14 protein-coding genes and 1 tRNA gene are annotated in these 12,245 nt (G+C 56.1%); 9 read left to right on the plus strand and 6 right to left on the minus strand.

Annotated elements, in window-relative coordinates:
* The first annotated feature begins 98 nt into the window (after positions 1–98).
* From ABID59_RS07045 to ABID59_RS07055, 3 genes are all read left to right on the plus strand, one after another.
* A complete protein-coding gene (locus ABID59_RS07045; RefSeq protein WP_354082888.1) occupies positions 99–365 on the plus strand; it encodes a hypothetical protein in 267 nt (88 codons plus the stop codon).
* Positions 366–590: 225 nt separating this feature from the next.
* Positions 591–827, plus strand: coding sequence for a hypothetical protein (locus ABID59_RS07050; RefSeq protein ID WP_354082889.1), 237 nt, complete (start codon positions 591–593; stop codon positions 825–827).
* Between the two features lie 361 nt (positions 828–1,188).
* Entirely contained in the window at positions 1,189–2,409 is a 1,221-nt protein-coding gene (locus ABID59_RS07055; protein ID WP_354082890.1) for a VWD domain-containing protein, read from the plus strand.
* 280 nt (positions 2,410–2,689) lie between these two features.
* Here the strand turns inward: ABID59_RS07055 and ABID59_RS07060 are convergent, their stop codons facing one another.
* The 5 genes from ABID59_RS07060 to ABID59_RS07080 all read right to left on the minus strand — a co-directional run bounded on the left by ABID59_RS07060 (position 2,690) and on the right by ABID59_RS07080 (position 5,725).
* Positions 2,690–3,454, minus strand: coding sequence for a DUF5131 family protein (locus ABID59_RS07060; RefSeq protein ID WP_354082891.1), 765 nt, complete (start codon positions 3,452–3,454; stop codon positions 2,690–2,692).
* Positions 3,455–3,463: 9 nt separating this feature from the next.
* Positions 3,464–4,621, minus strand: coding sequence for a three-Cys-motif partner protein TcmP (locus ABID59_RS07065; RefSeq protein WP_354082892.1), 1,158 nt, complete (start codon positions 4,619–4,621; stop codon positions 3,464–3,466).
* A 161-nt stretch (positions 4,622–4,782) separates the two neighbouring features.
* Positions 4,783–4,872: transfer RNA gene (locus ABID59_RS07070), tRNA-Ser, on the minus strand.
* Between the two features lie 119 nt (positions 4,873–4,991).
* Entirely contained in the window at positions 4,992–5,417 is a 426-nt protein-coding gene (locus ABID59_RS07075) for a helix-turn-helix domain-containing protein (protein WP_354082893.1), read from the minus strand.
* 14 nt (positions 5,418–5,431) lie between these two features.
* Positions 5,432–5,725: a hypothetical protein gene (locus ABID59_RS07080; protein ID WP_354082894.1), complete on the minus strand. Its 294-nt coding sequence runs from the start codon at positions 5,723–5,725 to the stop codon at positions 5,432–5,434.
* A gap of 427 nt (positions 5,726–6,152) precedes the next feature.
* Between ABID59_RS07080 and ABID59_RS07085 the strand changes: the two genes are divergently transcribed.
* From ABID59_RS07085 to ABID59_RS07110, 6 genes are all read left to right on the plus strand, one after another.
* Positions 6,153–6,569, plus strand: a complete 417-nt coding sequence (locus tag ABID59_RS07085) for a hypothetical protein (RefSeq protein WP_354082895.1) — start codon at positions 6,153–6,155, stop codon at positions 6,567–6,569.
* 28 nt (positions 6,570–6,597) lie between these two features.
* A complete protein-coding gene (locus tag ABID59_RS07090) occupies positions 6,598–7,413 on the plus strand; it encodes a hypothetical protein (protein WP_354082896.1) in 816 nt (271 codons plus the stop codon).
* 164 nt (positions 7,414–7,577) lie between these two features.
* Positions 7,578–8,081, plus strand: coding sequence for a hypothetical protein (locus ABID59_RS07095; RefSeq protein ID WP_354082897.1), 504 nt, complete (start codon positions 7,578–7,580; stop codon positions 8,079–8,081).
* Entirely contained in the window at positions 8,081–8,269 is a 189-nt protein-coding gene (locus ABID59_RS07100) for a hypothetical protein (RefSeq protein ID WP_354082898.1), read from the plus strand. Before ABID59_RS07095 ends, ABID59_RS07100 begins: the two co-directional genes overlap by 1 nt.
* Before the next feature lie 126 nt (positions 8,270–8,395).
* Positions 8,396–9,190, plus strand: a complete 795-nt coding sequence (locus ABID59_RS07105) for a hypothetical protein (RefSeq protein ID WP_354082899.1) — start codon at positions 8,396–8,398, stop codon at positions 9,188–9,190.
* Between the two features lie 23 nt (positions 9,191–9,213).
* The gene (locus ABID59_RS07110; RefSeq protein ID WP_354082900.1) at positions 9,214–9,609 is read left to right on the plus strand and encodes a type II toxin-antitoxin system HicB family antitoxin; all 396 of its coding nucleotides are present in this window, start codon (positions 9,214–9,216) and stop codon (positions 9,607–9,609) included.
* 300 nt (positions 9,610–9,909) lie between these two features.
* Here ABID59_RS07110 and ABID59_RS07115 read toward each other — a convergent pair whose 3' ends face one another.
* A complete protein-coding gene (locus ABID59_RS07115; protein ID WP_354082901.1) occupies positions 9,910–12,174 on the minus strand; it encodes a hypothetical protein in 2,265 nt (754 codons plus the stop codon).
* Between the last annotated feature and the right edge of the window lie 71 nt (positions 12,175–12,245).

A 12,245-nucleotide genomic window follows, 5' to 3' on the forward strand; every position in this document is an offset into this window, starting at 1 on the left:
ACGCTTTGTAGCCCCTTCTGATCTTGATCAGCTATTTTTGACGGTCCGGCTCGAACGGCCGATCTCGTGCAGCCGCATAGCTGTAGGAGAACCGCCAAATGAGCACACTGTCGCAACTGATGACCCAGCGAGCCGCTGCCGGCGTAGCCTACGCCAGCGCAGTTGATGCGCTGAAGACGGCCTACGTGAACCTCGCCGCTCTCGACCGCACGATCGAAAACCGCAATGTCGGCGGGCCGGCCCCTATGCTGTCCTTCCTGCGCGACAAGAACGCACTTGATGATCTTGTGCGGCTTCTGCAACACGCCGAGTTCGCTCCCAGCCTGAAGCAAGACTGGCCGGTCCAGATCATCACAGCGGGCTGAGAAACAGCTACCAGACGGAACGATGAGCGAGGCGCGCCTTAACGCAGGCAATCATGGGGGTGCCGCTTCGGCGTATACGACAGGTGGATTGGACGCTTTGCCAGACACGCAAGGCGCGATTTTACTTGCGCCAGCAACTCGGAAGCGCGATCATGGTCGCAAAACAGCAGCATCCGGCGATTGTCGGATCAATTGCGAGCCTCGAATAGTGAGAGGAAGAGCGCCATGAACAAGGCATTCGCATTGATAGCCGCATTGTCAGCTGCGTTTCTTGCTGTCGGCGCGCATGCGCAGCAACAACAACGCCCATCACCCAAGGTATCGGGCGAAATGAAAGATGAGGACAATCACCGTCCCGTCGGCGGATCAGCTTACCATCCCCAACATGTCGAATTTTCGATGTCATATTTTCGGCATTCAAAAAGGATCTGGAGGCGGCACTACAATGCCCGCCCCACCTGACTGTGACAAGTTAGTCAGAAATCCTCGTCCAAATCTTGTTCCGTCCGGGGATCTAATATTTCACGGCGGACCGATAATTACGAACACACAACATTCATTCATAGTTCTTAATTGCGCAATCTCTTGCTGGGGAGATCCATATTCGTTTCTGACCAACCTATTTGCGGGCATAAATGTTCCATTTATGCACATAGCGGATCAATACGTTCGTACGACAGCTGAGGCCTATGCAACCAATCCGAATGGGATACAGCTTTCGGGAACGCAGCCGCACGTACTTCTCGATTCACAGGTGCGCGCTCTTGTTCTAACAGCTGTTAAGTCCGCAAACCCAAGCGGTGGAGGTGGCGGATACAATAGAATGTACAGTATCTTTCTGCCTCAGAATCAAAACCTGTGTTTTGATAACAGCACCAGCTGCTATTGCCCTGACGCAAACTGCAACGGAGGTACCTTCGCGTTTTGTGCGTATCACGGATCTTTCGACTCTACCGACGCAGCCGGCGCTCCAGTTCATATAATCTATCAGGCGCAGCCGTACCAAAACGTTGCAAATTGTCAGGTGACTAATGGTCCTAATGGCACTCTTGTTGACTCGACAAACAATGTTTTCTCACATGAAATTTTTGAGACAATCACCGATCCGGATTTAAATGCATGGTTCGCCTCGGATGGAAACGAAATAGGCGATATTTGCGCCTGGCAAATCCTCAATCCATTATCGCTAAACGGCGTGTCTTATGCTGTTCAAAAAGAATATAGTAATAAATCCCATCAGTGTGTCGATAATCTAACCGGATCGGATAGCGGTGATACACATATTACTACGTTGTACGGAGTACATTACGATTTTCAGGCGGCTGGAGATTTTCTGCTGGTGCAGGCTGGCCCGGAGTTAATTGTTCAAGCCCGGCAAGAGCGGTTGAGCAATCCTGCAGTGGCGCTCAACACCGCTGTAGCCGCAAAAATGGGGCGTGTTCGTGTGTCCGTTTGCTTAAACAACCGTCTTGCAGTTAATGGCACCTCTACTCCATTGCCAGACGGCGCCCCCGCCTTGCACCTCGCCGGCGGGGTGACCGTTTCCCGGAAGGGGTCAGTGTACTCTGTCGAAAGCGCAAGCGGCGATATGATAACGGCCGATCAGAGCCCAGGTAATTATATGAATCTGGTGGTTCGATTAGGCGTAACTAGTTCTGGTAACAATTTGCGCGGTTTATTAAGCGGTGATCCGACAACGCACGACCCCGTAAATGCGGAAGGGCAGCCACTGAGAAGTCCCTTTACGTACAAGCAGTTTCAGGGCTTCGGAAATAGCTGGATCGCTCGTCCAGATTGGTTATCCGGAGACTGTGAAAAAGAGATTCACCGTGGATGGCCGTTAGAGCCGATATTTGCGGAAAATCTTCCTACGCAAGAGAGGGATGCTGCGCGTGATATTTGCACACAGACAGGAGTAAAACCTGGATTGCCACCGCTGGACGACTGTATTCTCGACGTTAGTCTACTGCGCAGCAAAACCGCGGCGGATGTATTTATTAACGCCCCGATCCCCGTTCGGGTGTTAAGGCCGGTCGGCTACTAGCGGATACACTTTGGATCGGTTCGATTAAGCGATGGGCGACAGCCCAGCCCTCCCGTAATCGTGCCCTCGCCGATCAGTCATCGAGTTGCCCGCATTGTTACGGCGGCTCATGTCCGTTTCTGGGGCCCTTTGCGGACTCTACGACGTTGAGCCCGATATGTCCGGAAAGCGTGCTGGAGCGGACGAGCGGCGGAAACGTCATCCGTAATCTGCGTTGAAGCCGTTCGACATTTTTCACCGCTCACCAGCACTACTGACCATTTGGCGTGAAAACTTAGCTTTAAGCCGAAATCGCGGATGCCTTCGCAGTTGGAAGTTGATCCCACGTTCGCCCGTCCAACACCCGACCGGTTTGCTTCTTTTGCACTCCACCCCACTGCTTAAAGTGGAAGGCAACGCCCGCATCTACGCATTGATCCCGAATCGATCGTACCCAATCCGGGTCCATCGGGCGCGCGGCAGGACCGCTTTCGCCGCCCGCAATAGCCCAGTCGATGCCCTCAAGATCCAAGTTCTCAAGTGGGCCAAGCAACGGTTCGAGGCTCAAGAACTTGATGAATGCCGGTGTCGAACGCAGATGGTCAATTCGATCGGTATATTCGTCGTTTTCGACGCTTACGCCCATCCAGACGTTATTCGGCCAGGGCAGCTGGTTCGCAATGCTAGCGAGCCGTTCTGCACGTTTGGTCAAAATTTGAAATGTGTGGTGTCGAGCACGTTGCATCACATCAAAAACCTTGCCGATGAATTCCAGCGGCACGTTCTCATGGAACAGGTCCGACATCGAATTGACGAAGATAACTTTGGGTGTCTTCCACTTCAGCGGTATGTTCAAGGCAGCTTCGTCTAGAACGATCTTGCCGTTCCATTTGGCGCGTCCACCTGATACGCGCGTTGTGCCCGCGTACTTTGGTTGCCCCATGGCCTCCAATCGCCTAGCAAGTCGCATCGCATAGCAATTGGTGCAACCCGGCGACAGGATTGTGCACCCTGCCACCGGATTCCACGTTGCTTCTGTCCATTCGATTGGTGAGTTGGTGGCCATTGCGGCATCCTACCTGAAAGTCACCTTGACGTGATCTGCGAAGGTGACGGAGCCTGCCCGTTTTGGTCGCTTCGCTGCTGGTGGATCAGCTGTGATCACTTCTGCTGCTTCCAGCTGTCTAAGAGCCTCTTTGTAATTCTTATCGGTGTACGGAGTATCAACGGAATGATTTTCGTAAATCTGGCGCATCGCTAAAGTCTCGCCCGCAAACACCTTGGGCAAATCCGCTAGTAGCTTGTCGAACGGTTGCAATAGCGAAAATAGTAGCGGCGTTGAAGCGTCGGCTGGCGAATAAGTAAAGGATGCCACGCCTTGATCATCGGTCGAGCTTTCGCCCGCCATGATCCCTTTCATGATTTCATAGCCTTTGAAGGCCTTCGATACAAAGACCAAACTGTGCGACGTTCGCGCGCCACGCTTGAAACGAAACGGAAGCACGAATTTTCCGCCCATGCCTTTGATCGCCTGTGATAGCTCTTCAAGGATTAGCGTCTCACGCGCATCAGGCGTTTTTCCTTCGATCTTCTTTCGCAAATTGTCGGCGCGTTCCACACCGAACAGAGCATCCATATGTTGTTTCACTTTATCGTTCGATAGCCCGGCATTGATGCGCCCATAATTGAAGAAAAATACGCAGTCGCATCCCCAATCCTTGATGACGCCATTTACAATCTTCAGCGACAGGCCCTTGTAACCGAACGGATCAACAAAGGTGAACGACGGAATTATGTTCCGTTCAGCAAAGAATTTCTCTGCGTCCGCTCCGACTTCGTTGCACTGAACGTCCGGTTTGAATTTCAGCTTTTCAATGCCCGGTAGCGCGTCGATTTCCTGCTGAAGATTAGAGGAATGGTCCTTACTGGCATCGTTGAACAGCGTTACCAGCATCGAACACATATCCTTGTCGTTGATGGCGTGTTCTAAAACCAACAGCGGAGTCGAGGCTGCGCCGTCTTTGTAACGGCCCGGTCCCGCATAGAGGTCGATGTAAGCGATCTTTTTGCCGTGTTGCTTCGTCGTGGGAATAATTACTTTTGCCCAAGCGTAGAAGTATTTCTGGATGATCCTCGCTTTTGTTTCCGATTGATCGGATCGTTCATCAAAAAATTTTGCGCCTGCCAACGGAGCGTTTCCTTGCACACCTTCGAGTGGATTCGATGCCAGCATGCACGTACTCCGTAGATTCGACACGCACTATATCGTTCACTATTTGTTCCGTCTAGGCAATTAGACCTTGGCTCACCCAAGCGCAAGCTACGGTATTGGTTAGTAGCTTTTGGTGAGCCAAAACCGCCAAATATTGAAATCATTGGGTTTTTGGTCTTGACTGGCGGAAGGGGTGGGATTCGAACCCACGGTACCCTTGCGGGCACGCCGGTTTTCAAGACCGGTGCCTTAAACCACTCGGCCACCCTTCCGGATCAGGAATTTCAATCGCTTAGCGCAGGCCCGTTTCGAACGCAACGCGAACTTGGGGACAATTTGGGGCCAAACCGAAAGAAAAGGCCTGCGCCCGTTGGCGCAGGCCTTCATCGTATCACTTGCTTAGGTCGGTCTCGGCAATATCGCGGAGCGCCGCATTTGCTCCGTCGAATATGTCGTCGAGCCGAAGACCGTAGCGCCTCGCGAACCGGAGCACCGGAAATGTCAGTCGCCCCCTTCCGGTGATCTCGTAATGGCGCCAGGTCTCCACGGTCCGGCCTGCCGCGGCGGCAGCATCCTCGATCGAGACGCGTGCCTTAATCCGCGCCTCGAACAACTGCCGTCCGAAAGCGCGATACCACTCATCGTCGCCGAATGCGCTTTTTCGCCCATGCGCGGTTTTTGAACATTGCGCACGAGGCGGCGACAGAACACGACATTCGGGACTTGGGAATTCGATAACCGATGCCTCGCCGATCGGCGCTGCCGGCGCCGCCGGCCTGCGGGCGGCACTGTGGAATTGGACGATGTTCGAATCCATGACACCGGCCTCCCCTAGTTCACGGTTGCGCCGCGGGGCGCGAAGGCCCCGGCGCCGGCATCAAGGGGCACATCGAGCAGCTGGGCGGCGATCTCCGCCAATGCTTCGACCGGGAGCACCAGGCGGGCCGTAACGACGCGCACGGGCACGTCCGGGTCGCTTCCGTCGGGCACTGCAAAGACCAGCCGCCGAACAGAGCCGATGCGATCAACACGCACCAGCGACGCGACGAACATGTCCTGCATGGCAAATGGCTCGATGGTTTCGACTTCCCGCCTAGGCGGGAACATTGGGCGTTCTAGGGTCATGGGAGTTTCTCACTAGGTTCGGCTTATCAAGGCCGCGCCGGTGTCAGACCGGCAGCCGGGAGTTGATAACCCGCTAGTGAGACGGGCCGGCAGCTTTTAAGCCCGAAGGCTCTGGACATAGCGCACCGCTCCCGGCCATAATGGCCAGGTTCGGCGCACCCGCCAAGGTGCAGCCAAGCGCTATAAAGCCCGCCAAGGCTCATTCGCGCAGACGGCATTCCGGCGCCAACCGGGAGTGCCGCATCACTAGTCCGGGTTATCAAGCCCACGGACAGACTCCCTGATTTGCGACCGATTGCCAAGCCCCCCTCTGGGGCGGCTTTCGCGCGCCTGTGGCACCTGTGAATAGGTGGGATAAGCGTATAGGCCGGCCGAAGCGCTCGCTGGCCGTGTCACTCTTCCCGCGAACGAATCAGGAGAGGCTTTGATGGGGTGGTTGCTGGATCTGCTAGAGGAAGTGTCACTCCCTGGCGCACTTCGTGAGCGCGTGAAGCTCGCTGAAGACAAATATACCGAGCACATTACGGAGCTAACCCAGCGCGTTGCCATTCTGGAAAAAGAGAACGCCGGGCTTCGCGATCAGCTCCCGCAACCGTCTGGTCTCGTCGCTGACACCAGCCGCGTGCTGGTGACGTTGTTTCGCGCGTCCAATATCGATGATCGTGACGTAGCGGTGCTGACACGCAAACTCCAAATGGAGAAGAGCGTGCTGCAATACCATCTTGACGAGCTCGATAAAGCAGGGCTCGCGACGTGCGCCGGCGGCAATTACGTATCGGGAGCGCTTTATTGGGCTCTGACGCCGGCTGGCCGCAAGAAGGTCGTCGAGGAAAAGTTGATCTAGACCATCTCGCGATGACGAGGCGCGTGGCATGCCGGAAGCAAATACAAGGGACCGCCCGATCACGGTGTCAGCGCTCGCCGTATTAGGTGCTTGGCTATTCGTAGTCCTTCCGTCCATCTACCTTCCGGAAGGCGCATTCTTATCGTGGCTGCAGCGTTGGCAGACCTTGGTGGGGGCCACTGTCGCGATGATTGCCGCAGCACTGGCCTATTACAACACGACCAGGTCTATCAAGCACGCGAGGCAGATCGACAGCGAAAAGCGCGCGCGCAAACATGCTGCGCTCCGGGCAGTGCTGCCGTTGGCCTTGAGTGACATCACGAGGTATGCGGCGGCGACTGTGAACGAACTCAAGGAAATGATCGAGCGGTGCGACCGGGAGGCACTTCCAAAGAATTCCGCAACGTCAGCGCTGTCCGATGAGGCCGTCCCCTCGAAAAGCTTGGATGTGTTAGCGGAGTTCATCGAATACAGCGAAGCCATGGACGCAAGATTGGTCGAGACCACGTTGGCGCGCATTCAAATTCACCAAGCACGACTTCAATCGCTTCTGGTCTCGGATAGGTCTGCTCACGGCGTTGTCACGCGACACCAGCTGGAGAGCCTGGTTGTCGATGCCGCAATCATCTATGCGGGCGCGTCGTCGTTCTTTGCATACGCGAGACGAGCGGCAGAGCATCCGCCGATAGAGTTGGTCTGGGATAGCGTCGGCGCCGCGCTGCACAATATGAACGTGTGGGCAGACGCTTATCCGAGGGTGCACGAAGATCTTTCGAGACGAGAGAAGGCCAGCCCGAGCGCCACGGAGATGTCGACGTACAGTCCGAAAGCGGGAGCAAGGTGAAGAGGCGAAGCGACGGCGCATGCGTCCTGGCGCGGGCTTTCGCGCCGCCACGCCGACGAGAAACTGTTCCGCTGGGGTACAGTCAGTTATACTAAAAAGAGGGTGCCTCACTTCTTTGCTCTCAACGGTTGCGCTAGCTTTCGCTACTACGGTCGGGGGATTTCATGCTGAGGTTTATGGCGGCCATCATCGCCCTGTTGTGCGGAAGCGCGGCCAACGCCGCTGAGTGCAAGTCAATCCCGGATGCGGCCGCCAGGTTGGCTTGCTACGACGCGGCGCCTAAGACCACCCCCAAAGCCTCCACAGCCAAGAAGCCTCCAGCCGATGAATTTGCCGACGCAAAGGCGGCCCTGATCCGCAAGCTTAAGGATCCTGAATCGGCGCGCTTCACCGATCTCTTCAAAGTCTCAACGACCGGCGAAGGCGACGTGGTGTGTGGAATGGTCAATTCGAAGAACAGCATGGGCGGCTACGCCGGAGCTCGCGGCTTCATCTTCCAGAGGCGTCAGAACCTCGCAACAATGATGCTCAGCGGCGCCTCTGATCCCGACTACCGAGGAGAGAACGCCGCTGCCTATTGCGTCCATTGCACGCCCGATGCGCGTGCCGACCGTGATTTTTCGTCCTACTGCCCGTCGCTGATAAAATCGTACCGTTCGGGGCGCTAGTGGCAAAGCCACTCCTCGTTTGGTGGGTTATTGTTCTCGTCATCGGCTTCTTCGGAAACCTCTCGATCGCAGCCACCGCATTCAAATCCGGCAATGTCTTTCCAGGACTGATGTTCTGCGCGCTCAGCGTCGGCTGCGTGGTCCTGCTCTATCGGACCTACATCTATCGAAACGACTTGGGCGCCTAAAGCGCGGCAGTCGCCTCATAGAGGGGCCCCCTGTTGTTATCGGGGAATAGATCCAAGGCACGCTTTTCCGGGCCAGTCGATCGGGCGCACATTTTAGCGGAATCCTCGCAAATTGGAGCCCGCTCAATGCCCAATCCCACCAGGTGGACCGCCAGGGAAGACAATATCGTCAGAACACATTCGACCAAGGACGCCGCGGCACTTCTCCCGTGGAGGACCGCGTCGGCGGTGAAGAACCGGCGGCACGTCGTCAAGCCAACGTGCCCACCGGCGAACGATGCTGTAAAGTGGAAACCTCACGAAGACGAGATCGTCAGGAGCAACTCGATCAAGGGTGCCGCTCGATTGCTCGAGCGCAGCAAGGAAGCAATAAAGCAGCGCCGTCATTTGCTCGGTGCTATTGTTAAACAGCAAGAGTGGACGAAGGTCGAAGATCGTCGCCTTTACCGAACGGCGGGCCTCCCGTTAGCGAAGGTCGTGAAGCTCTTCAAGAACCGCACTGTGGCGGCGATCTCAACCAGGCGGATTCGCCTCGGCTGTAACAGAAGGTGCCGCCTCAATGGCCAAACACCGTGGACAGGCGCCGAAATCAGTCTGCTCCGCAAAATGTGGTCCAGCAGCCCCACAGCCGATGTTGTGAAAGCTCTCCCGCGGCATCCGGTCCTCTCGATCCGCAACATGGCGAACGAAAAGCTCGGCCTGAAAAAAGCCAAAACCTTCGACATGGTTTCGATCTATGAGCAGATAAGAGCTCGCGCGCGAGAGGATCGCGTTACCCTGCTCGCGCTCGCGGCGCAATCTGGATGCGGGCTTCATATCCTGCGACCTCGTCGTAAACCTGGCGCGGACAATTTCGACAAGATCGCCAAAGCCGTCGAATTCTTCGGCGGCCGGCTCGTGATCGACTGGCAGGATGTATAATCTGACCATGGAGGGTCTCAAGCGTGCCTCAATACATCGGATTAATCCGCAAAGACTCCGACAGCGACTACGGCGTGTCGTTTCCGGATCTGCCCGGCGTCATCACGGCCGCCTCGACTCTTGACGAAGCACACGACATGGCAACCGAGGCTCTCGCCCTGCATCTCGAGGGCATGGTCGAAGATGGTGGGGCGATCCCGCAGCCGTCATCGCTCGAAGCGATCATGGCAGACCAAGAGAATAGGGTTGGCGTCGCCGTTCTCATTGCAGCGCCAACGTCGGGAACAAAATCAGTCCGCGTCAGCATCACGATTTCGGCTGATTTACTCGACGAGATCGACCAATACGCAAAGAGCAAAGGCCTTACACGATCAGGGTTTCTGATGCATGCGGCGAAGAGGGCAATAGCGGAGAGCTAACGGGCAGCGGTTAGGATCGCGCGTAGCTTTGTGCACGGCCATTGGATGGACTCTAGGAGATTGGCCGGATTGCATGCGGAAGTGCGTGGGCCCTCGGAAGCTTCCTTCGGGCGTCCTTCACTATGGCCACAATGCGCGACGGCAGTTCAGCGTTCTGCCGCGCCAACACTACCGACCGATCTTGTCGCCGTTGTCGTTCACGAGTCGGACTTGGACATCAGCGCTGATTAGAGGCTGGTGAGGCAAACAGACGCACCAGCCAATAAGCTCACCCCCTACGCTCGACCTGCGCGCCGGCCATCACCTAACCCTCCGCGCTCGAACGATGCCGTAGGCTACATTGGTGCTAGCCGTAAAATCAGACCGAGCGACCAGAAAAACTGTCGTCGTGGCATTAAGGCTAAATCGATAAGGCGGGACCGGAGCGTGCGTGGCTGTGCCGCCATTGTAGACAACTGTGCCAAGCGGCGGGTTTACGATCCGACCGGGTGTGACATCGAGTGTGTTCGTAACAAGCGATAGGCACCCTGCAAAAAGCGTCACGCTCGTTGTATTGGCTGGCAAGAATCCAACTACTCCATCGACATCCCAGTCCCCGGCCGTGAGGCTGATACTCGTCACCGTCTTGGCCGTGGCGGTTGTCAATGCCACCGCCGACCCCGACGTGATTACGCTTTCGACGTATTCGCCGATATTGCCTGCACTGGCGTTATCGTTGGTGGCCGTTCCGGGCAGACGATCCGATATTCCACTTGCGCTGACATTTCTGATCCGCGCCTTATTGTTCGGATCGGTCAGCGTCCAGAGGACACCGCCGGGCGTGCTCCAGATGTTTTCGAGCACCATGTTGGCGGTTACGTTGGTGGCGTCGACCACGGCCGTTGCGTTGGGCCCGGAAATCGTCAGATCGCGCAGGACGACGTTTCGAATGGTCTCCGACGTCCAGGTCCCTGTTGATGTCCCGTTGTTGGCAAAAAGTGAAACGGCCGGAGATCCCGAATTGGCGTTCTTGATGGAGCCGCTGACGGCAATGTTCTCGATAGTGTAGCCGTTAGTGGTCGTGTCGACGGTGCCGTCCTCATTATTCTTCTGCGTGACGAAAACGGGCGATTCAGTGACGGCACTATTGCCGGTAACATCCAGCTCGACGTGAATATTCTTGAGCGTGGCAGGCACGCGCATGTAGCCGCCGGACGTATACGATCCTGAGAATGTAGACCCCTGCAGATCAACATGGGTAGAATCGACGACTGTGATTTTCCACTGGAGCAGGTTCACGCTGCCAGGATTCCCGCCGAGCCCGTTAACGAACCAGGTTTGCCCGGTCGCCATGTGGGCTGTCGTGTTAGACGCGGTAACCGTTAGGCGCACCAAGCCCGATCCATTATTCGCGGCACCGGTTACGACTACTTCCGGCATGTACTGCTGCAAAAACAGCCCGGCGTGAAAGCCCGTAACTGTCGCGGAAGCGGAATCGCGATATTTTACCCTGATGTTAGAGAGGCTTCTACGAAGCTCACCCGCCCAAGGCAGTGCGTAAGCCTTCAAATGTACGTTGACGAAGCCAGCGGTGCTGCCGTCGCTGATGATTTCAACGTCGTGATTCGAAACATTCCACGGGAAATATATGCGTCCGTTGTTGGTGCCCTTGATCCCGCGCGCGAAAAAATTGTCACCGCTAGCCTGGAAAACCAAACCATAGAAAACGTTCTGAATGTCGGCGTTGATGACGGTGAAATTTTGCGCAAAGCCTCCGCCGTTAAGCGCTGGGTCCAAGCACGAAACCCGGAAGAATCCTGAGCCTCCGTTTTGCTTTGCATCATATACGCGAATGTTCTCCGACCACGGAGCAGCCGTTTCATAGACCGAAATGAACTCGCCAAAATCTGTTGAGTGAAGCGATCCGGACCACGCTGTGGCAGCATAGGACGGACCGTTGAAGACAATATCGCTGCAGTGCTCCAGATAAAATACAATCGGGCTGTCATTGAAGCCGAAGGCGTTCGGTGTTGAGATTCGACCACCATTGAAATTGAAGGTGACGCCGTCGAGCGACGTCAACCGCATTAGGTAACCTGGATGCGTGCCGACCGGCCAAATGCTGTAATCGGCGTTCGGCAGGAAGTTGACGACGATGCCGCCGCCGCCAGTCCAATTGTTCAACCAGTCCGCCATCGCGATGAATACGCTGGTGCAGTCCTGCCCGGTAACCGCGCCGAACATTTCTGGCGTAACCACGCGATCACTCAGAGCCCACCACTGGCCATCAAGGCTCTGAAACCGCCAAGCCGCCGCTGTCGACGCACCGATGCGGATGTACGTGGCGGCACCATTGTCGCCGATGCTGTTTCGGCCGAGCGTGCGAACGACGTCTGCGCCAACCTTGATGTTGGCCGCGATTGCCTCTGTCAGCGTCGAAAATGTCGAGACCTTGATTCCGTCGATGCCCTCTTCGTAGGCGCCAAGAAGTGTCCGAATTTCCGCCTTCGCTGGCGGATTAACGCCCGATGCCGGCACACCGTCGGTGACATAATCGCGGAAGACGGATGAAGCTGTAAGCGACATTTGATCGTTGCCCTCTGATGATGGTGGCGCGAATTCGGAATTTTTGCCGTCACCGGCTGCGCGACCTAGCT

The sequence above is a fragment of the Bradyrhizobium sp. S3.3.6 genome (assembly GCF_040546905.1).
Taxonomy (GTDB): domain Bacteria; phylum Pseudomonadota; class Alphaproteobacteria; order Rhizobiales; family Xanthobacteraceae; genus Bradyrhizobium; species Bradyrhizobium cytisi.